We start from the raw sequence: 21,415 nt of genomic DNA, 5'->3' as shown, positions 1-21,415 counted from the left end.
GCTATGGTCGCGGCTTAAGGGCGGCCTCGAAAAACCGCTGCGCCTCCGCCACGGTGCGTGCATGCGTCTGCGCTCTTGGCGTCTGGCTGCTGCACAGGGCGGGCAGTCGCTGCTGGCCCAGCGGCGTGCATTCGGACAGGAAGTCGTAGTGGCCGACACCGGGCAGGACATCCAGTCTCGCCTCCGTGATGGACGCCTTGGCGACCTCCGCGTTGGTGGCTGCAGGAGCGACCGTGTCCGCCGCGCCCTGGATGATCGACACCGGTTGCCGCAGCGCCTGCAACTGCTGGGGCGGGAACGCCTGCATGATCGCCGGTGCCATCAGGAACACGGCGCGCACACCCGGGACCGGGCGGGCATCATCGGCGTGGGCTATCCACGGCGCCAGATCCGCCGCCGCCGCCGCGGCCTTGCGAGCCTCCAGGGTGTGCGACGGCGCCTCGCTCTGTGGCTGGCACACACCGTCATCCGGATGGGCTTCGCAGAAGTCACGCAACCGCCGCAGGTCCGGCCGCGCCCCCGCCGCCAGCAGGGCCGTGTAGCCTCCGGCCGAGAAGCCCATTACACCGATCCGCTGCGCATCCACGTGCGGCCCCAGCTTGGGATCGGCCTGCACGGCGGCCAATGCGGCGCGCAGATCATCCGCACGCAGCCAGCTCAGCATGCTGCCATGCAGGGTCAATTCATCCATGCCGTTGTTGCCGGGATGGTCGACGGCGATCACCAGATAGCCGGCGCGCGCCAACGCGGTGCCGAGCCAGCCCATCATGCGGGCGCTGCCGCCGTTGCCATGCGAGAGCAGCAAGGTCGGCAGGCGGCCACCGGCGATGGCTGCCTCCGGCGCCGCCTGGCCCACCACGAACAACGGTGCATCGGGCGGACCGATACGCAGTGGCACTTCGTTGCTGCCCGCCATAGCCGGATACCAGACGGTGTAGCGAAGCGTATCGCGCTGCTGCGCGTCGCGTACCGCAGCGCTGGCCACGGTGGTCACCGCCTGGTGTTCGCCGGCCAGGCCAGTGCCGGGGACGCCGGCGAGCGACGCGGGGGCAATCAGGACCAGGCCCAGCAGCAGGTGCATCAAGCGCATCGCACGACTCCTTTCAGTGTGTTGCATTCATCAGGGGTGGGGGTCCACGGGCAGCCAGATCTCCACACCGCCGTTGCCGGTGTGCTCATCGAAGCGGGCGTCGTAGCGTTCCAGGTCCGGCGCCGCGGCAAGACTCAATCCGGAGGTGGGCAGATAGTGATCCAGCAACCAGAACCAGGTGGCGCGGATGGACGAGATGTGGCCGTCATGCCAGGCCACCAGATAGCGGCGCGCGGGAATCTGCAGGCGCTGCCAATGTGCTGGAATCGAGGTCAGCGTGGCGCTGGGCAATGCGGCCAGGTAGGTGAATCCGCCGTCGTCATCGCTGTCGTGGCATACACCAAAACTGACCGGTGCGGGTTTGGGCCACTCCCGGTTGAGCTGCGCCCATTGGCCAGGGATGGCGCCACTGCTGTGGCGGGTGTGGCGCATGCCGATTCCGGCCACCTGGAACGAAGGCGTGTCGAGCAGGCGCGGTGCCACGCTGCAGGCGGTGGGAATGTCGTCCACGCGCGCCGCCTGCACCAGGACCAGATCCGCAGTGCCGGACTCGCGCACCCGTTCGGGGGTCTGCCCGAACTGCTCGCAGAAGGCACGGGTGAACGCGGCATGCGTGGAATAACCGGCGTCCATCGCCACCGGCAGGATTTCGTCGGCACCGTCGGCCAGCCGCTGCGCCGCCATGCTCAAGCGGCGGCCGCGCAGGTAGCGCATCACCGACGTGCCGGTGCGCGCGTGGAACAGACGCGACAGATGGAAGGGCGACAGGCCAGCGGCTGCCGCGATATCGGCCAACGCCAGCGGACGGCCCGCATGGGTTTCGATGTACCACAACGCCTTGCCTGCCGCGCTCATCCCGCCATCCCCGCTGCACTGTCCGGCACAGTAGCGGATCGGCTGCCGCTGCGCTTAGCAGTTCTTGCGCAGTGGATGGCTGACATGGGGAGAGAACCGGGCCGCCGGTCGACTCCGGCAAAGTCCCCGGCCGGCCGGGAGAGCCGGCCCGCCGGGGATACCACACAACGCTTTACCGCCTTACTTGGTTTCTTCCCACTGCACGACGTCGGGCTCGGCGGCGCGGATGCCGGCGGTCGACAGCAGTCGTGTGGTCGCGTCCAGTGCGGCGTTCACCGATGGGTACTCGACGATCGCACGGCCGGAGGCCTTGGACACCTTCACCACGGTGCCGCCGGTGGCCGTTGCCGCGCGCTGTGCGGAGGCTGCATCGGTGAAGAAGACCTTTACCCGGGAGGTGGCCACCACCGGCGCGCCGTCGCTTGAAACGGCGGCGGCGAACTTGCCGGCACCAGCATCCAGACGTGCAGCGGCACCGGTGCTGCTGGCGTCGGTGGAGCGCTTGCTGCGGGTACCGGTGGCGGGCGCCGGTGCGTCGGTCGAGGGCGTGATGCGGAACTCACCGCCCTTGGCCTGCTGCACGGTAGCCGACGGCGCCAGCTGGAAGCGGGTCGCGCCCACGTTGAACGCGCGGCCCGTGGCCCTGGCCTTCAGTTCCTGTGCGTCCACGGCAGACAGGCTCCGGGCTGTGGGGGCCTGGGTCGAGCTCTGCGCCCAGGCGGTAGAGGAGATCGCCGCGACGGCGATGGTGGTCAACAGAATGGTCGTCTTCATCATCAGTGCCCCAGAACGCGGATCTTGAAGAATTCGAGGCTGCCGCGCGACGCTGCGTTCGCGGACTGCCCCATGTCGGTCACTTCCAGGGTCCAGGTGCCGTTGCCGGTCTCATCCAGGAAGGCGTTGCTGGACAGCAGGTCCCAACTGGTGAAGTTGCGCTGGATCGCCACGGAACCCGACAGGCCGGAGCCGATCGAGGTGAACGCCGGTTGCACCACGCTGCGCGTACCGCTGGGCGAAACCAGCACGAACTGCAGCTGACGGGTGTTGCTGTGATTCACCCGGAAGCCCAGCTGCACCGATTCGACGTTGCGTGCGACATTGGCCAGCTGCACCGTCAGCCGCGCTGCCGCAGCGGAGGTGTTGCCGATGGCGACCCGGCGCGTGGTGTTGCGCCACCCGCTGTCCACCAGCGGGCCCAGCGACTGGAAGTTCTCTGCGACCTGCACCGCGCGCGCTGCGTTGACCACGCCGAAGCCGTACCAGTTGCTGTAGGCCCGGTTTGCAGCGTTGACGGTCCAGCCCGGCACCAGCGTGCGTCCATCGGCGAGTGTCACGGCAGGCTGGTTCGGGTGGTTGCGGGTGGCTGTGGTGGCCAGGATGTACTTCACGTCGCGGTACGTCAGGTTGGGATTGGTTTCCAGCACCAGCGCCGCCACGCCCGACACCATCGGCGCCGAGGCCGAGGTGCCATTCATCTTGGCGGTGTAATTGCAGGTGCTGTCGACAGCGGACTGATTGCCGTCGAGTGTGTTGCGCAGGCTCGCGTTCTTGTTGCTGCCCTGCGCGCAGCCGGTGACATCGGTGGTGACGATGGCCGGATCGTAGCGGACGGCAGGCTGGCCCGGGACGACCTGCCGCTGCCAGCCGTACTCGCCACCGAATGCGGACACCCACAGCGCGGCACCGGTGGACGAATAGGACGAACGCACGCCGTCGGCGCGTACCGCACCCACGGTGATCACATTGAACAGATTGTTGCGGGGGTCGCGGCCGGCAGGCACGCAGCCGGTGCCGCGGTTCTTGGTGTCGGTGGTGCAGACATCCTGCGTCTGGCTGATCGATGCGTTGTTGAAGTTGTTGCCGGCGGACTTCACGTAGATGCCGCCGCTGCCGCCGCGCGTGCCGGACAGCGCCTGCTCGTACGCGCGGATGTCGTTCTCGCTGAACGCGAACGGCAGGTTCGGGTTGCCCGGGCCTGCGCCCCAGCTGTTGTTGAACACCTGCACGTCGGCGGCCTCGGCGCCGTCCCACCACGAGTACTCGATGTTGGCCGTCTGGCTGCCGCTTGCATCGGAGGCCAGTACGTTGAAGCCCTTCAGCGTGGCCGCCGGGGCCACGCCGCGCACGCCCACGCCGTTGGCGCCCACCGCGCCGGCAATGCCGCCGACCATGGTGCCGTGATTGTCCACATCCGGAGCGGAGGGGGAGGGGTTGTTGGAGTTGTTGGCAAAGTTCTTGCCCGCCACGGCTGCCACATTGGCGGCCAGGTCCGGGTGGGCGATCTGCAGGCCGTCGTCGACGATGCCGATGATCACCCCTTCGCCGCGGATGCCATTGCGGAACAGCCCATCCACGTTCAGATCATTGCCGGCAACCGGGCGCGTGTCGCCCTGTACGGCCTGTCCGGTGTTGAGCAGATGCCACTGGATCCCGGCCAACGGATCGGCCTGCTGGGCCTGGGCGGTCACGGCCAGGCTGCCCAGTACCAGGGCAGTGGCCAGGGCCAGCCGCGCGGAGCGCGGTGGCGCGGAGTGGTGCGTGTGTCGCTTCATACACGAATCCTTCTGTTGTGAATCGGCATGGCAGGACGGCGGGACGGAATTGCCCCATCGCAACGAGCCAAACGCGACACAACTGAGAACCCCCTACCTCTTCACGGCAGCAATCTGCAGATGTGCCGATTGCGTCACAAACACTCATGCCCCGCGGTAATGACGACTGCGCATTCCTGTTGTAAGGCCGAGCCTGGCCTCGTCGCAGAACCGAAGGCTCATCGCGCGCCTTCACCACCGACTGTGCTACCAAGGCCCCTGCACTTCCCCGCAATGGAGCAGGACGATGGTCAATCCGCTGGCCCAGGCCCATCGTGGCCTTGGCACGACGCTGTTCAGCCTGTTGAACCCGATCCCGTTCGGCTTCTTCGTCGGCGCCCTCATCTTCGATGCCATCTACCTCAACTCTGCCGAGGTGATGTGGGGCAAATCCGCGGCGTGGCTGATCACGTTCGGCCTGCTCATCGCCATCGTGCCGCGACTGATCAACCTGTTCGCCGTCTGGCGCCGGGGCAACACTGCCACGCGCATCGACCGTCTCGATTTCCTGCTCAATCTGGTGGCGGTCGCCCTGGCCATCTGGAACGCCTTCGTGCACAGCCGTGATGCGTATGCGGTGGCCGTTCCCGGCACGATCCTGTCGGCGCTGACCGTTGCACTGATCGGTCTTGGCCATGTCCTGTTGTCACTGCAGCCGCCGGTGCTGCAAGGAGGCCGTCATGGTTGATCGCATCGTGCCTGCTGCAGGCGGGCTGGTCCTGGCCGCAATCCTGTCGGCGTGTGCCGGCAAAGCCGAATATCACCCCAGCGAACAATCCGGTGCGCATCCGCCGCTGCCGGCGCCGGAGAACTACCTGATGCCGCCCATGCAGGTACCGCGCGGGGTGGGCTGGGCCGATGGGCAGGCGCCGTCGGTGGCCGACGGACTGAAGATCGAGCGCATCGCTGCCAACCTGCAGCACCCGCGCCGCCTGCTGACCCTGCCCAATGGCGATGTGCTGGTGGTGGAAGGCAACGGTCCGGGCACCGAGCCGGTCACCACCCCCAAGCAATGGATTGCCGGCAAGGTAAAGGCGCGCTCGGGCAAGGCCGGCAAGGGAGGCAACCGGGTCACGCTGCTGCGGCGCGCGCCTGGCACTGCCACATGGAGCCAGCACGTCTACATCGAGGGCCTGCATTCGCCATTCGGCATCGCCCTGATCGGCGACACGCTGTACGTCGCCAACACCGACAACATCATGAAGTACCACTACGTGCCCGGCGAAACGCGCATGTCCGACAAGGGCAGCGAATTCACCGACCTCCCCAGCACCGTCAACCACCACTGGACCAAGGATCTGCTGGCCAGCCGCGATGGCAGCAAGCTGTACGTGGGTGTGGGCTCCAACAGCAACATCACCGAAAACGGCCTGGCCATCGAGTACCGGCGCGCGGTGGTGCTGGAGGTGGACGTGGCGACCAGCGGCAGCCGCATCTATGCCTCCGGCCTGCGCAACCCCACCGGCCTGGACTGGGAACCCAGCACCGGCAGGCTGTGGGCAGTGGTGAACGAGCGTGACGAGATCGGTGCCGACCTGGTGCCGGACTATCTCACCTCGGTACAGGAACATGGTTTCTACGGCTGGCCGTACAGCTACTACGGCCAGCATGTGGACGAGCGTGTGCAGCCGCAGCGGCCGGATCTGGTGGCCAAAGCGATCCGCCCGGACTACGCCATCGGTTCGCACGTGGCACCGTTGGGGCTGCTGTTCTATACCGGCCAGGCACTGCCGGCGAAGTACCACGGCGGCGCCTTCATCGGCGAACATGGCAGCTGGGACCGCTCTCCGCTGAGCGGCTATGAAGTGGTGTATGTGCCGTTCAAGGATGGCAGGCCGACGGGGCGTCCGCAGACCGTGGTCAGTGGCTTTGCCTCGGAGGACGAGAAGACATTGAGGGGCGCACCGGTGGGCATGGCCATCGACAGCGAGGGCGCCCTGCTGGTGGCCGACGACGTCGGCGATGTGGTGTGGCGTGTGTCGGCCAGGTAGCTCTGCAGAGTCCAGCCATGCTCGACTGCTCTGGATCTGGCTTCTGTAGGGCCGAGCCCATGCTCGGCCTACGCGCGCAGCGCTGGGTTTCCGCGTACAGGTCGAAGAGCAGCCGAACGTGGGCTCGGCTCTACAGTTCCGTGGTACCGCTGCGGATCCCGCTGAACACCGATTCGGCCGCAAACCCGACGCCGCCCAGCAGCACGCCGAAGTACGCAACCGTGGCGACCAGGAAGGCATAGCCGGCTGCCACCGCCGCGCCATCACGCTGGATGAAGCCGATGGCGAAGGACATCAGGGCAAGTGCCGGCAGCGTGTTGCTGAAGGGAATCGGCCCGGCCGGCGCCATCAGCAGCAGCGTGGCCACGATCAGGGCCAGGTTGTTCAGGCGCATCATTCTCTTCGAGCGCACCATCACCGCCAGCCGCATCGGTCGCGACAGGCGCTCCATGCGGTGCACCCACTTCAGTGCGCGGCCAAGGTTGGCCTTCAGCTTGTCGGTGGCGATCTCGCGACGGGCCAGCTTCTGGGGCACCCACAGCGGGCGGTTGCGCACCCGGCTCAGGCCGATCAGCAGGATCGAGGCACCGAATACGGTACTCAGCCCGGGAATCGACACCGGAATGATGAAGATGGCCGAGAGCAGGATCACGATCAGCAGCAGGCCTTCATCGCCCAGCGCGCCGAGCAAGGTGCCGACGCTGACCTGGTCACCGGGCAGCTCGTCGATCATCTGCTCGATCTGCTGGGCCAAGGGGGCGCTGTCGTTGGTTTCGGGGGCACGGTAGGTCATGCGTCGCAAGCTTCTCCAGGGAAGGGCGGTCAACGGGCCGTCCTGCGGTGTGGGACGCACAGGCTCTGGCAGTATCCCGGCCAACGTGGGCAAAGAGGTGAACCGGGCATGAGGGGGTAAACTGGCGTGCCCCGCATGAGTTGAACGCAATGGACATGGGCCGCAGGCAATCGACCGTCGAACTGGTCGCCATCGACATGGATGGCACCCTGCTGGATCCCACCCACGCGCTCACCGCACGCGCCAAGCAGGCTATCGCGCAGGCGCGCGCGCTGGGCGTGCACATCGTGCTGACCAGTGGCCGCCCGGTCCCCGGCCTGGCGCCGTTCCTGCACGAACTGGGCATCGATGGCAACGACGACTACTGCATCGCCTGCAACGGCGGCCTGGTGCAGCGCATCGGCACGCGTGAAACGGTGGTCGAGTACCCGCTCAGCTTTAACGATTTCCTGTTCTGCGAGCAGGTGGCGCGCGAACTGGGCGTGCACTTCCAGGCGCTGGACAGCCAGCGCATGTACACGCCCAACCAGGACATCAGCTATTACACGGTGGCCGACTCGCACCTCTCGCGCATGCCGCTGTCGTACCGCCGAGTGGCCGACATGGATCCCACCATGTCCTTCATCAAGCTGATGATGATTGATGAGCCGGAGGTACTGGATGCGGCCATTGCGCGGTTGCCCAGTGAGCTGACCGAGCGTTTCGCGGTGCTGAAGAGCGCACCGTTCTTCCTGGAGGTGTTCGATCATCGTGCAGGCAAGGGCCCCAGCCTGCAGAAACTGGCGGAGCACCTGGGGATCGACCGTGCCAACGTCATGGCCATCGGCGACCAGGAGAACGACCTGACCATGCTGCAGTACGCCGGCACCAGCGTGGCGATGGGCAACGCGATCGATGCGGTGAAGGCCGTGGCGCGCTTCGAGACCACCACCAATGCCGACGAGGGCGTGGCACGCGCGATCGAGCGCTTCGTGCTGCGGTAAGGCGCCCGGCTATACCCGCGTATAGCCCACATACTCCCACCGCCATGACCGCTGTACCACGGCGCAATGGCGGACGCGGCAGTGCGATGCAAGAATTCCGCACGTCGAAATCACGCCATCGAATGATGCGGCAGATGATCGTCTTCTGCTGCTGACCGGCGCGCACCGCGTCGTCTCCCCTTCAACGCAATCGCACCGCCAGCCAGGGCGCCGACACCGGTGCTGCAACGCGCTGGGCGTGCGCCTGCGCCCCTCTCCCTCTGCACCCTGGATCTGCCCATGAATACCCCACCCACGACGCGCCTCGCCCTGGCTATCATCGCGGCCATCGCAGCCCCTGCGTACGCCGCAGACACGCACGACGCTGCGCTCGACACGCCCACTACGCTCAATGCCCTGCAGGTGATCGCCACGCCGCGCGGCGCCGCCGTTGCACCGACCCAGGTGGTCGGCCCCAACCGCTACCTCATCAAGGCCGAAGACCTAGACGCGATGGTCACCGGCAACAACGGCCTGGCCATGCTGAAGCAGGTGCCCGGTGCCAGCTACACCGCCACCGATGGGCTGGGCCTGGACATCTCGGCCACCAGCTTGTTCGTGCGCGGCTTCCGCATGAATGAAATGGGCATCACCTTCGAAGGCGTGCCGTTGAATGACAACGGCTTCCTCTCGCTTACCGGCACCAGCGTCGTGAATATCGGCGTGCCCGATGGCATCGGCGCGATCACGGTCAGCCCCGGCGGTGCACCGGTCAGCGTGTTCTCCAGCAGCGTCAACGGCGGCAGTCTCGAATACCGTCTGCGCGACCTGAAAGATACGCCCAGCCTGGGCGTGAAACAGGGCGTGGGCAGCAACCGCACCCTGGTCACCACCGTGTCCGGGCAAACTGGCCAGCTCGGCGAACATGGCCCGAAAGTGCTGGTCGACCTGCAGCGGGTGTCGGCCGACAAGTACCAGGGCGAGGGCACGCAGAACTTCCTGCGCGGCGACCTGAAGCTGCAGCAGGACGTCGCCTGGGGCGATTTCACTGTGTTCCTGACCGACAGCAAGGCCAAGGTCTGGGGCTACAACAACATCTCCTTCGACATGATCCGCAGGCTGGGCTGGAAGGCCGACATCTTCTACCCGGACTACGCGTGGGCCTGGTACGTGGCCTCGCCAGAGAATGCGGACAGATCCTGCGGTGCCTACACCTGCGGTGAGCTGTCCGAACTGATTCCGTACGACACCGGCCAGAGCACCCGCGACCGGGTGTCTTCGATCAACCATCGCTTCCAGATCAGCCCGGCGCTGGGTGCCAACGTGCAGCTGTACAACGCCAACAGCCACACCCAGGCCACGCTGACCGACCCGAACGTGCCGTCGCCCAACGGCGCGCCGTTCTCCGAACAGGTGCAGACGCCGCACCTCAACCGGCTGGGTGGCATGCTCAACCTGCAGTTCGAGGCCGGCGTGCACACCTTCACTGCCGGTTTCTGGCAGGAGAAGAGCAAGGCCGCGGCCAAGACCGAGTGGTACCAGCAGCCGCTGCTGGGCGAGGGTCCGCCGCTGAAGGCCACCGGTCCGTTCGATGTGTACGGCCCGGCGTTCAGGACCGACAACGCATCGTGCTGGGTGACCCGCTCGCGTCAGTTCTACCTGCAGGACGACATCGTGCTGAACGATACGCTGAAGCTGGGCGTCGGCTTCAAGGCCGTGGATTTCCGCACCAGCGGTGGCGGCCTCGGTGATGCCAAGGACCGGCCGGTGAACGGCTCGCTGCGCGCGAAGAGCAACTTCCTGCCGCATGTATCGTTGTTCTGGAGCCCGACTGAATCCACCGATGCCTTCATCGACCTGGTCAACACCATGAACGGCTACCGCGTGGCCCAGCGCGGCAACATCGGCTACACCGCCTCGGCGTGGACCATCACCGACCAGGATGAGTTCGACCGCGTAGCCGGCACGCTGCGCCCGGAGAAGAACTGGAACCTGACCATCGGTGCTTCGCATCGTTTCGACCGACTGACGATCACCGGCGACGTGTTCTACAACGACATCCGCAACCGACTGCTGTCGGCCGCCATCGGTACCCAGTTCGCGCAGATCAACACCGTGCGGCTGATGCCGAAGATGCATGTGATCGGCGCCGACCTTGGTATCACCGCCGACCTGACCGACCACCTGCAGTTCTACCAGGGCGTGGCCGTGGCACGCTCGTACTACGACAGCGATTTCGTGGTGGGTAACACGGTGTATCCGATCAAGGGCAACGCGCAGCCGGGCTACCCGCAGATATCACTGGTCAGCGATCTGTCCGCACACATCGGCGACTGGCGGCTCGGCGCCACCAGCACCTCCTACCTGCGCCAGCCCTTCACCTACGAGAACGACATCCGCGTGCCGACCTTCTGGCAGGTCAACACCTATGCCGCCTACCGCTTCGGTGCGGACAGCGCGGTACCGGGGCTGGAACTGCGGCTGGACGTGAGCAACCTGTTCAATCGCCACAACATCGGCACCGCCACCATCGCCGGCTCGTCATTCTCGGGGGATTACCAGACCCTGCAGCGCAGCGCGCCCCGGCAGCTGATGTTCAGCACCTCGATGGCGTTCTGAGGCAATGATGGTCGGGGTCAGAGCCCTTTGCCCAGCAAAGGGCTCTGACCCCAGACCCACCTTTGCGCGGCCGGCAGCGATTTTCCGGCAGTGACGCAAGGTTCCCACAATGTTGCTGGGTCATTCTGTTCGCATGGCACAGCACACCCCGCCAACCCGATTGTTCGGCATAGGCGGCCCACGACGGCCCCGGCAGGCGCTGTCCGTGGCGCCGGCGATCGACCTGCAGGGCGAATACCAGTTCTGGCAGGTCTACGAACGCGTGGTCCGCCCGCTGCCCGGCGGTGGGCTGCGCCGGGCTTGGCTGGTATGCCAGAAGGTGTACCGGGACCGCCTGCGGTTCCCGCATGACACACGTGAAGCCGCGCTGGCGCGTGTGCTATTCGGCAGCAACAGCACGCCCGAGCGCGCAGCCGAACTGCGGGACCTCTTCGGCCTTGTCAGCCGTCGCATGGCGTCCGTTGCCGTCCGGCGACAGGCGCCCATCCCCAGGAAAGCGAATCACTGGCCAGGAATCGACACGCGTTGATGGCTTTCTCTCGGTCCGCCTGCTTTTGGCCTATTCTGGGGTGGGCCGGTAAGGACAGGAAACGATGGAAATCAGACGATCTGCACGCCTTGTGATCGTTGGTGAGGATGCGGTGCTGCTGTTCCGGTATCACGATGAACACCACGCTCCCTTCTGGGCTACACCGGGCGGGGAGCTTCTGCCCGGGGAAGGATATGCGGACGCCGCACGGCGTGAGCTTCGGGAGGAGACCGGATTGGATCTGCCGATAGGAGAGCGGCTGGAAAAGCGCGATGCCGTCTACGCGGTCGCCCGATCAACGCCTGCGCGATGGCTGGAAGAGTATTTTCTGGTCCGCAGCCCCAACCAGCCCGACATCCCGCGTGATGGGTGGACGGAGGAGGAAAGTGCCACGATCAGGGCGTGGAAATGGTGGCGCGCAGAAGAGATGAGAGAACAGCCAGCTTCCCTGTTCAAGCCGGAATGGCTGCCGGATCTCTTTGAACGTGTGCCCGCATGACGCACCCTGATCCCGGCCGATGTAATTACGTGCTCGCCTTCCCGCGATCCAGCTGTCGGTAGCCAATTGCCTCGGCCAGGTGCGCCGTCTGGATCGTTTCGCACCCGGCCAGGTCGGCAATCGTGCGTGCCACGCGCAGAATGCGATGCATCGCGCGCGCTGACAGCTGCAGGCGCTCGATGGCGTGTTCCAGAAGATCCTGGTCGGCCTCGCCCAACCGCGTGCACGCGCGCAGCGCAGCGGGCGGCAGATGCGCATTGAGTCCCCCGCGCATCTGCTGCCGCGCATGCGCAGCCTCCACCCGCCCGCGCACCGCATCACTTGGCTCGCCCAGCGGCGTGCTCTCACGCAGCTCCACTGCATCCATGCGCGTTACCGCGATGTGCAGGTCGATGTCGTTTAGGAAGTCACGCTAGGGCAGTCATTTCGAATGCTACGTGCGCGCGGCAACTATGAAGATGCGGAACATGCCGGGGCGACCTTCTCCAGGAACCCGTAGCTTAAGGGATGTAACACCGCGACCAGACTGCCCGTGCTCGGTAATGGGACTGGGGTCCGGTGCCTGCCGGATAGACTTGCACAGGGGGCTCTGAACGCTCGCGGGCTCTGTTAGCGGCCAAGCGTCAGCGATTTTGGCCGAGCCGTTCCGCCTAGGTGCTGCGCGTTTGACAACACACATCATTTAAAGTAAATGTTCGCCTGAACAGCAGCTGAGTCGCTTGTTACCCATTACTCAAGGACGTAGCGGACATGATTTCTGCCAAGGACAGGCGGGAGGCAGCAGCTTCCTCCAGCACCCATTTGACCTCTCGGCTTTGCTCGCTCGTTGCGGGCGTGGGACTTGTGCTGGGAGCTGCGTTCCACGTCTCGGCTCAAGATGGACTCTTCAGTTATCAAGAATATGAGAGAAGAGTAAAGAACGCACAGTCGCTTGCTGCGATATCCGCAGACGATGTATTTGGAGATCGAACCTCTGCATTCGATGGCAGCACTGAATTCCTAGTTGAAGACGTCTCCATTCCTGGAAATTTCGACCTTCCGGTTAGCGTCGCTCGGCGCTTTGGTGTGGAAGCAGTCAATCGAGGACTTGGTGACAGTGAAGCAAAGGGGCTGACACTGTTCGATGACTGGGAGATCGTCGTTCCCTATATGTCGGGCGTTTGGACCAAGGGTGCCGGTTGGATTACTGGCCAGCCAGGGGCCCAGACCACACAGCGCTGCTCGGTCAACACCGCCCCCACACTTCTGGAGACTTGGGGCTATTCCGACATCGGCTTCGGCATTGATGTGAAGTGGAATGGTGGAAATGGCGAGGAACTTCTGATCCCTGATGATCCGTCCTACGCCTCTGCTCCAGGCTTGGAATCCCCCAAGTGGATGACAGCCTCCAAGGCCCGATTTTCCTGTCTTCCCGCGACGCGCAACGGCTATCCAGGCGAAGCGTTCGTTGGGCTAACCCCTGATGGGAAGAAATACTTCTTCGACTGGGGCGTGGAAAAGCCCTACGCACTTGCGAAGTTCAGCGACGGTGCTGCCAATCGAATGGTGGCACGTAAGCGGGTTTATCTCTTGGCTTCACGAGTGGAGGACCGTTACGGAAACTGGGTATCTTACAGTTATGACGGTTACAGACTCACCAAGATCGAGTCCAGTGACGCTCGCCGGATCGACCTGAGTTACGACGGGAATGGCAGAGTGACCACCGTAACGGCCAATGGAAGAGTTTGGCGATACACGTATGTGGGTGACACAGAGAGCAACGACGGCGGACTGTCGCAAGTGACACTTCCAGATGGATCAGCATGGACGTATAGCCATCGCGGGCGCCTCAGATCCAGCCTTCCCATCCGTAAAGCCGACGATGAGGGCGGGTGTGAGATCCGCGCTGGCAGCGCGCCCCCTCCCACGCAGATGACTGTGGTGGCGCCTTCAGGTGCCAGAGGGATCTTTGACTTTGAAATGGAGTTGTTCATCCGCTCGGATCCCTGCACGGGGCTCACGCCTTCGCACTACAACGCATGGTCATTGAAGAAGCGGACTATCACTGGGCCGGGCTTGGCGTCTTTGGTCAGCACGCGAAGCTACAATTTGCAGCTGCCGGGCGGTGGTCGGTGGTCCAGTCTGATTAAGCCGGATGGGACGCAGATTCGCGAACGCTATGGTGCCAATCCGGCCCAGAACGAGCGAAAGTTGCTTCAGAAGCAGATTCTGAACGCCGCAGGCCAATTGCAGCGTGAGGAGAACCTCACCTATACATTTGGTTCTCCGACGGGACCGTTTGTCGTCCGAGTGGGACGGTCGATCGGGATCCAGTCAGGTCAGTTCTTGGCTGGCACGCTCAGTGCGCTGAGTGTAAGTCAGTACTCCCAGGATGGTGATACCTACGGCGTGGTCTACAGCGACTTCAATCGCAGTGCTCGTGCAGCACGCGTAACCTACACTGGCCCTTCTGGAACCAAGGGCGAGATAAGAGAGTATCTGGATACGGCCAGCCCCTGGGTTCTGGATCAGGTGCTGAGTGTCAAGGAGGCAGGGTCCGGGAAGACCACCACCCAATACAGCTATGACGCCCAGGCCAAGCCGAATGCGGTCTATCGTGCTGGGGCATTGTTGCAGAGTGTTACTTATGCCACGAATGGCACGATCAGCACGGTGCGTGACGGGAAGGGAAACTCGACGCAGATCCAGGACTGGTATCGGGGCGTACCGCGGCTGGTCATCAATCCGGATGGCACCACCAATCGCATGTCGGTAGATGGGAATGGGTGGATCACTTCGACGACCGATGCGCTGCAGAGGACCACTTCCTACTTGCACGATCCGATGGGGCGTGTGCGGGAAGTCCAGCCGCCGGTCGATGAGAACCAGTGGACCAAGACAACTATCTCGTTCCGGCAGATCTCATCTGATGAGTACGGCCTCTCGCCGGGGCACTGGCGGGTCGACAACGCCCAAGGTGCGCGCCGTCAAGAGACTTATCTGGACGCGCTTTGGCGCCCACACTTGGTTCGCGAATACGATTCGAACAACGTCGCCGGCACACAGCGGTGGGTCCGCAGTGCTTACGACAGCGAAGGTCGTCTGACGTTTACGTCCTATCCTTCAGGCGATAGCAACGTGGCGACGGGCACCTGGACCGAGTATGACGCGCTCGGAAGAAAGACCTCCACATCGCAGGACAGCGAGCAGGGTCTGCTTATCACGACTATTGCCTATGGCAGCAATGCGACGACCACAGTGATTGATCCACTCGGTCGTCAGACCATCACCCGGTTCGACGCCTTTGAAGGGCCTGACTATGAAAAGCCCGCGCAGATTACTCGCGCCGACGGTAGTAAAGTCAATATCAAGCGGAACGCCTTTGGTCTTACGACAGAAGTAGCCCAGTCTGCAAACTGAAGACATGTCAAGGATGGCACTCGTGAACGCTGAGAAACTGCGCGCGGCTGCGGCCGCCCTGCTGGGGTTGGTAATCACCGTCTTCTGCTCTGCGGCACATGCGGAGGCTTGGATTCAGCTTGTAGGTCCCGCCCAGACCTCTTACACGGCGCCCGCAACTTACCAGTTGCAGCTCAACAGCGGCGTCATAGGGACCGGACCCAAAGCAGAGTATCTGTCAGACATCAAACTGACACGAAATGGACAAGTAATTTCAAGGCTTCCCAGCGGGACATACACCGAGAATGGAATTTCTCCGGGAACCTATCAGTATGTTTACAGAGCGGTCGCCGTGCGCAATGTCAACGGTGATGAATTCACGCGCCAGCTGACGTCGCCTGTGGTCACAATTACGGTGGAAGCGCCACCGGCCCCCTTCGACGGAGCTGAGTATGTTTCTGCCAGTTGGCCGAGGTCGGCCGACCGGGGAACGCCATTCAGTGGCACGGTGACATTCCGGAATGCCGGTAACACAACTTGGAGGGCGGGGGAGGGTTACAGACTCGGACAGGCTGAGCGTTACGCATCAAGCGCCGTCAGGTTGGGGATTGCCGAGGTAGCCGTTCCACACGATGTGGGCCCGGGTGGCACAGCGACGTTCTCCTTCAGTGGCACAGCAGCTGCCCAGAACGGACCGACTACGCTTCAGTGGCAGATGAATCGCAACGGTGTGCGTTTCGGGGGCACCAGCAGCGAGCAAACCTTCGAAACGACCGGCAGACTCAATAACGGTGTCATGTCTGGACAGGACGTGCCGACCAGCATGGAGGCTGGACGGACCTACCGCGTGAAGCTGAATTTTGTCAACACGGGGAATACGACGTGGACGGCGTCGGCGGGCTATGCACTTGGTTCGTGGAACCCCAATGACAACATGCGATGGTCCAGGCACCGCGTCCCGGTCCCGAAGGATGTGAGTCCGCAGATGGCTGCGTTTTTTGAGTTTGACGTAGTCGCGCCGTCACTGCCAGGTACTTACAGCTTCCAATGGCATATGCTGGAAGAAGGCAAAGAGTGGTTTGGTCGGGAAAGCGACAATATCCAGGTCACGGTGACTGGACCGCCGTCCAAGGTGATCGGCAATATCGACGCTGTCACCAGCGACGGTCAGATCCGCGGATGGGCATGCTCAACGGGCATTGAATCTTCAATTGACCTTCATGTCTACACGGGTGGAGCCGCCGGCAGCGGTGGAACGATCTTCCTGACCGGCAAGGCGAATCAGGCAAGCGAGCCTGCCGTGGCCACGGCCTGCAAGGCAGGCGGCAATCATCGCTTCTCCCTTGCCATGAGCAACGAAAATCGACGCCAACGTGCTGGGCAATCAATCCACGTTCATGGAATCTCCCCCGTTGGGCAGCCCAACTATACCATCGGCGGCTCTGGCGCCTTTGTAGTTCCCGCCGCTCCTAGTGGTACGGTCTCTGTGGCGCCGGCGATGTGCGAAATCGCATCAGGCGCTCAAACCTGTAACGTCACGTTGGCCTGGTCCGCAACGGATTCGCGTGCAGAGCTACGGCGTGATGGCGGCGCGACTGTGGGCAGTGGTGGCAGCGGCTCTGTTGTTGTGCCGCTCAGTGCGGGAACTAGCCGGTTTACGCTCTCAGTTGCCGGAGACACGATTGCCACGGCGGTTGCCACGGCAAAGGCAGCGCCAACCACACCAGCCAACCCAGACAATCCAGCCCCAACGGTTGCCCGGCGATACGTTTACGACGACAACCTGCGGCTGTGCAAGGTTATCGAACCTGAAACCGGGGCGACCGTGTTTGGTTACGATGCGGCCGGGAACATTGCCTGGAGCGCGATAGGGTTGGATTTGCCCAGTCTGTCCGAGTGCAACCGCGATGCGCCCCAGATTGCGGCTCGCCGCGTTTCACGCGAATACGACTCCAACAATCGCCTGCAGACCGTGGTCTATCCCGACGGATTGGGAGATCAGCTGATTGAATACACCGCCACCGGTCAAGTGAAGACCGAAAGGGTCTTCAATCAAGATCGGGTGCCAGTAGTGACCACGCGTACCTACAATTCTCTCGGGTCGATTACCAGTCAAAGCCGTGTAGTGGGCAGCGCCAGCGCCAGAACCCTCGCATTTGGCTACGACCCCTTGGGGCAGCATATCCGTACGGACTATCCCGATGGCTACTCCGTCCGTCAGTCTTTAAACGCCTTGGGCCAGCCCGTAGTGCTGCAAGATGGATCTGGCAGCGTACTCGCCAGCAACATCGCCTATTCTCCCAGTGGCGAAGCCACCGCGCTGACCTATGGTAATGGCATCGCACGTAGCGTAACCGAGAACGTGCGACAGCTGACCAGCCGCATCGTTGAGAGTGGCGTGGTTAACCTAAACTATAGCTACGACGCAGTAGGAAACATAATTCAGATCCGCGATAGCGTGCGCGGAGATTCTGCGACGATCAGTCTAGGCTACGACCGCCTCGACCGACTGACTCAAGCCAGCGCTCCAGCCTATGGTGGCAATGGGCAGTACACGTTCGGCTATGACACGTTAGACAACATCGTCTCGATGCGGTTGCCGGGAAAGAGGGAGCGTACGTTCCACTACGACCTCCGCAATCGCTTGGAGTTGCTGAGGGACCCCAGTGGCAATGGCGTCTCTGGCTTCTCCTATGACACGGCAGGCAATCTGGCGATCCGTAATGGCCAGACTTTCACGTACGACGTAGGCGGTCAGCTCCGTGCCGCAGGGAATGTGCAGAAGTACTTCTACGACGGAACAGGACTGCGCGCAGCTGCATCGGGCAGTTCAGGCCGCACATCACAAATCCCAGGGCTGGAGGTACCGATTAAGGGTCCTCTGGGTGGAAGCCCGATCCTACCGCCTGTGGAGCGAGGAGCGTCCGAGATTTCCATAGATGTGTCAGACATTCCAGATCGCACTTGGCAGTACTTGATGGGCGGGGAGCTGATCGAATCCACCCAAGGCGGGGAAACGTCCGACTACATCTACCTAGGCACGCGACTGCTGGCGATTCGCACCAGCTCTGCTGCGGGAGCAACGCTCAGCTACCTACACCACGACGCGCTCAACACCCTGGTGGCCACCAGTAGCGCCACGGGTGCGGTTCTGACCCGTCACTTCTGGTCGCCATATGGTGAGGCAGACGTGGCGCCGGCTGCGAAAATCCCAGGCTACTCGGGTCACCTTGCGGACACAGACACGGGGCTCGTCTACATGGGGCGACGCTACTACGATCCGCAACTGGCCAGGTTCATTTCTCCTGATCCGCTGGCATCCAGTACCTCCGGTGGGCCAAACTCTAATCGCTATCGGTACGCCAGTAACAACCCATTCCGATTCTCTGATCCTACAGGCGCGTGCGATCAGGCAACCGGGTCCCATATGTGTAACGGCAGCTGGTTCGCTGGGGCCAACCTTACCGGTGCGCCGTCGCCGACGCCGGGTGGAGTACCCCAGCACAATCCCAATGCCCCCCCACCTGCAGAGACCGTCAAGGCTACAGGCCTGGACGCGGTCGCTGAATACTTCGCTGAGCGGAACATCTTCACCGGGCAGGGGAGCTTTACCGATTTTGACGCAGTGTCTGAAGCGATCGTCGTTCCGCTGATGAACTCTCCAGCGGGATCAACCGCTGCTGGTGGTCTCAAGCTAGCCTCTGCTCTGGTAGTGCTGCGTGGGGCGAATGCAGCGAGAGGCTTTGGCAATCTTTCACGAGCAGCGGAATTTGGTATTGCCCCGTACAATGCACTACGTAGGTCCGTCGGACCCGGGACGAAACTACAGGTTCATCACCTATTAGAAAAGCGCTTCGCCAGCATGCTGGGAGTGAAGGAAAGAGAAATGCTCTCAGTTGTGTTGACCAAGGAAGAGCATCAGGTATTCACCAATGCTTGGCAGGCCGCAATACCGCGAGGAGCCGGCACGGCAAACGCTACAAGAGAGCAAGTCATGGCGTCGGCCCGTCGAATCTATGCGAATTACCCGGCAATTCTCAAATCGCTCGGACTTTAGTTGGAAGTGAAATGAAGATTAAGTATCGATACGTATTTAATTGGGACGAGAGCTATCGATCACCATTGGAGCGGCTTGGTGTGAAGTACGAGGCGCCTAAGCCTTCACCAATTGGATTGGGAATTGGAGTCTGCCATGCGGAGGAGGGGTCGGAAGTCTGGCAGGAAATTTCCGATCTCGTTGAGAGTTGGGGTGGATTCTTTACCGTAGATACTGAGTTTTCGAAGGGTGAAATTTCGGGCGCTTCCTATTGCGTACTGCGCCCGACCCACATAAGTGGCTACCCTCAGCCGGAGGAGGATTTCGGATTCCTTGAGCAAACATTCGATCTGGGCGATTATTGTGCTGAGTGTGGATTGGGGGCTCGTCAGAATAGTTCGTTTAGAGTAAAGAAGACGCTCAAATGGGGGAGGAATTCATTCCTTCAGCTGAACTGGGTGGGCGGCGTGTGCTTTATGCTGGCCTCAGCGTGGAGGGATTACTTGGCGCCGCTAGGAGTTCAGTCGTGCAGTGTTGAAGACACGCAAGGTCACCGCTTGGAAAACATGGTTCAGCTGGTGGCCGATGCTCGTGTGCCCCTGACGATGGAGGATGTGTCTGGGGTAGTGTGCAGTAGTTGCGGCAGAGAGCGCTATGAGCCTCATACCCGAGGGTTTTTCCCAGCCCCAGCTGAGCGCTCCGAACTACCGATCTTCCGTAGCGCGGAATATTTCGGCTCAGGTCACAGATCGTTTAATGAAATAATTGTGAGTGCCAAAGTTGTGGCAGCCATTCAGGCGTCTGGATTGAGGGGTGTTAGATTGTGGCCGTGCGCTCCTTCATAATGAAATTATGGAAGGAGCGCGTTAGGCATGAATTGAGCTTCGATTGAGCTCATCGTAGCGGCGACGAACGGTCTCGTTGAGATTGTTGCCTTTCAGCTCGACTGCATCCCAAGGCAGGTACTCAGCGATACCTAGGCCGATCACATCTGCGATCGCAGCTACCTCTCGAGGCACGCTGATCGCGTCTGCCATTGTGCGGTCGCCCTGTGTAACTCCGTGCAGAAGGGGTAACAAGCTTTGGAGAAAAACATTGAGAATTCCGAGGCTGAGCAGAATGCCGATGATATGATCTTCGGAAATGCGCTTCTTCATGTCTAATCTCCGTCTCGTTGGGGATTGAACTCCAGTTCGCCGTGCTACTCAGAATGCGGGGAGTTGTTCCCTCCATTAGTCCGACCACGTGATTTTGTTGGGTTGGATGCGCGTTTTTAGTTCTCATCGCAGTCGCATTGTCGGAGCAATAGAGGTCCGCCATTGATTGGTAGACTGAGGCGCTCCGCTCTACAGGCAGGGAGGGGCATTCGACGTCGCGCACAGCGGGTCATGTTCCGGTCTACCAGGGTTGCAGAGAGACCTAATGGACTGGAGAACTTGAGCTGGTCCGCAACACAGACCTTGATGGACCCACGTTGGTCAGGCCGGCAGGTCAGGCCGCTTACGAAATTGTCACGGCCCAGTCTTTCCCCGATCCAGCTGTCGATAGCCAATCGCCTCGGCCAGATGTGCGGTCTGGATGTTCTCGCACCCGGCCAGATCGGCAATCGTGCGTGCCACGCGAAGAATGCGATGCATCGCGCGCGCTGACAGTTGCAGGCGCTCGATGGCGTGTTCCAGAAGATCCTGGTCGGCCTCGCTCAACCGCGTGCACGCGCGCAGCGCAGCGGGCGGCAGATGCGCATTGAGTCCCCCGCGCATCTGCTGCCGCGCATGCGCAGCCTCCACCCGCCCGCGCACCGCATCACTGGGCTCGCCCAGCGGCGTGCTCTCACGCAGCTCCACCGCATCCATGCGCGTCACCGCGATGTGCAGGTCGATGCGGTCCAGCAACGGGCCGGAGACTCGGGCGCGATAGCGGGTAATCCGCTCATCGGTGCACAGGCAACGGTTGCTGCGGTCGCCGGCCCAACCGCAGGGGCAGGGGTTCATCCAGATGTTTTGTGAGGAATAGTGCTTGGGAAAAAAGATAAGGTGCGGCAAATTAGCTCTGCTCACCACGGTAGCTCACAT

The 21,415-nt window shown here is 62.6% G+C and carries 15 protein-coding genes and 2 pseudogenes; 9 read left to right on the top strand and 8 right to left on the bottom strand.

Features of this window, described 5'->3' with window-relative positions; genetic code table 11:
* Nucleotide 1: 1 nt before the first annotated feature.
* From ACX9OW_RS14165 to ACX9OW_RS14150, 4 genes are all read right to left on the bottom strand, one after another.
* The gene (locus ACX9OW_RS14165) at nt 2-1,090 is read right to left on the bottom strand and encodes an alpha/beta hydrolase family protein (RefSeq protein ID WP_459062408.1); all 1,089 of its coding nucleotides are present in this window, start codon (nt 1,088-1,090) and stop codon (nt 2-4) included.
* Between the two features lie 30 nt (nt 1,091-1,120).
* Nucleotides 1,121-1,945, bottom strand: a complete 825-nt coding sequence (locus tag ACX9OW_RS14160) for an AraC family transcriptional regulator (RefSeq protein ID WP_459062407.1) — start codon at nt 1,943-1,945, stop codon at nt 1,121-1,123.
* A 180-nt stretch (nt 1,946-2,125) separates the two neighbouring features.
* Nucleotides 2,126-2,722 (bottom strand): DNA breaking-rejoining protein, encoded by a 597-nt coding sequence (locus tag ACX9OW_RS14155; protein WP_459062406.1) that lies wholly within the window; start codon nt 2,720-2,722, stop codon nt 2,126-2,128.
* Nucleotides 2,722-4,497, bottom strand: coding sequence for a S8 family serine peptidase (locus ACX9OW_RS14150; protein WP_128988360.1), 1,776 nt, complete (start codon nt 4,495-4,497; stop codon nt 2,722-2,724). The genes ACX9OW_RS14155 and ACX9OW_RS14150 overlap by 1 nt, the downstream gene beginning before the upstream one ends.
* Nucleotides 4,498-4,783: 286 nt before the next feature.
* On the opposite strand from ACX9OW_RS14150, the gene ACX9OW_RS14145 reads away from it, so the two are divergent.
* On the top strand, nt 4,784-5,224 hold the full coding sequence (locus tag ACX9OW_RS14145; protein WP_053518153.1) for a DUF2231 domain-containing protein: 441 nt from the start codon (nt 4,784-4,786) through the stop codon (nt 5,222-5,224).
* Nucleotides 5,217-6,527, top strand: a complete 1,311-nt coding sequence (locus tag ACX9OW_RS14140) for a PQQ-dependent sugar dehydrogenase (RefSeq protein ID WP_197600262.1) — start codon at nt 5,217-5,219, stop codon at nt 6,525-6,527. The genes ACX9OW_RS14145 and ACX9OW_RS14140 overlap by 8 nt, the downstream gene beginning before the upstream one ends.
* A gap of 130 nt (nt 6,528-6,657) precedes the next feature.
* Here ACX9OW_RS14140 and ACX9OW_RS14135 read toward each other — a convergent pair whose 3' ends face one another.
* Entirely contained in the window at nt 6,658-7,320 is a 663-nt protein-coding gene (locus ACX9OW_RS14135; RefSeq protein ID WP_111187236.1) for an exopolysaccharide biosynthesis protein, read from the bottom strand.
* Nucleotides 7,321-7,469: 149 nt separating this feature from the next.
* Here ACX9OW_RS14135 and yidA point away from each other — a divergent pair, with 149 nt between their 5' ends.
* The 4 genes from yidA (at nt 7,470) to ACX9OW_RS14115 (ending at nt 11,929) form a co-directional block, all read left to right on the top strand.
* The gene (gene yidA, locus ACX9OW_RS14130) at nt 7,470-8,303 is read left to right on the top strand and encodes a sugar-phosphatase (protein WP_128988352.1); all 834 of its coding nucleotides are present in this window, start codon (nt 7,470-7,472) and stop codon (nt 8,301-8,303) included.
* Between the two features lie 279 nt (nt 8,304-8,582).
* A complete protein-coding gene (locus ACX9OW_RS14125) occupies nt 8,583-10,901 on the top strand; it encodes a TonB-dependent receptor (RefSeq protein WP_128988350.1) in 2,319 nt (772 codons plus the stop codon).
* Nucleotides 10,902-11,010: 109 nt separating this feature from the next.
* The gene (locus tag ACX9OW_RS14120; protein ID WP_128988348.1) at nt 11,011-11,430 is read left to right on the top strand and encodes a hypothetical protein; all 420 of its coding nucleotides are present in this window, start codon (nt 11,011-11,013) and stop codon (nt 11,428-11,430) included.
* 64 nt (nt 11,431-11,494) lie between these two features.
* Entirely contained in the window at nt 11,495-11,929 is a 435-nt protein-coding gene (locus ACX9OW_RS14115) for an NUDIX hydrolase (RefSeq protein WP_128988346.1), read from the top strand.
* Between the two features lie 25 nt (nt 11,930-11,954).
* Here the strand turns inward: ACX9OW_RS14115 and ACX9OW_RS14110 are convergent.
* Nucleotides 11,955-12,332, bottom strand: a pseudogene (locus ACX9OW_RS14110) (magnesium chelatase subunit ChlI family protein); the annotation flags it as partial.
* A 347-nt stretch (nt 12,333-12,679) separates the two neighbouring features.
* Here ACX9OW_RS14110 and ACX9OW_RS14105 point away from each other — a divergent pair.
* The 3 genes from ACX9OW_RS14105 to ACX9OW_RS14095 are packed head-to-tail and all read left to right on the top strand — an operon-like array spanning nt 12,680 to nt 20,188.
* A complete protein-coding gene (locus ACX9OW_RS14105; RefSeq protein WP_128988344.1) occupies nt 12,680-15,328 on the top strand; it encodes an RHS repeat domain-containing protein in 2,649 nt (882 codons plus the stop codon).
* 13 nt (nt 15,329-15,341) lie between these two features.
* Complete coding sequence (locus ACX9OW_RS14100; RefSeq protein ID WP_128988342.1) at nt 15,342-19,364, top strand: RHS repeat domain-containing protein; 4,023 nt, start codon at nt 15,342-15,344, stop codon at nt 19,362-19,364.
* Between the two features lie 11 nt (nt 19,365-19,375).
* A complete protein-coding gene (locus ACX9OW_RS14095; protein WP_459062405.1) occupies nt 19,376-20,188 on the top strand; it encodes a hypothetical protein in 813 nt (270 codons plus the stop codon).
* A gap of 21 nt (nt 20,189-20,209) precedes the next feature.
* On the opposite strand, the gene ACX9OW_RS14090 is transcribed toward ACX9OW_RS14095, so the two are convergent.
* Both ACX9OW_RS14090 and ACX9OW_RS14085 read right to left on the bottom strand, forming a co-directional pair.
* On the bottom strand, nt 20,210-20,500 hold the full coding sequence (locus ACX9OW_RS14090; RefSeq protein WP_128988341.1) for a hypothetical protein: 291 nt from the start codon (nt 20,498-20,500) through the stop codon (nt 20,210-20,212).
* 354 nt (nt 20,501-20,854) lie between these two features.
* Nucleotides 20,855-21,334 (bottom strand): annotated as a pseudogene (locus ACX9OW_RS14085) (magnesium chelatase subunit ChlI family protein); the annotation flags it as partial.
* Nucleotides 21,335-21,415: the final 81 nt, after the last annotated feature.

The organism is Stenotrophomonas genospecies 5 (genome assembly GCF_054473825.1).
Note: the sequence above shows the minus strand (reverse complement) of the source record. Positions and strands in the feature narration are given on the sequence as shown.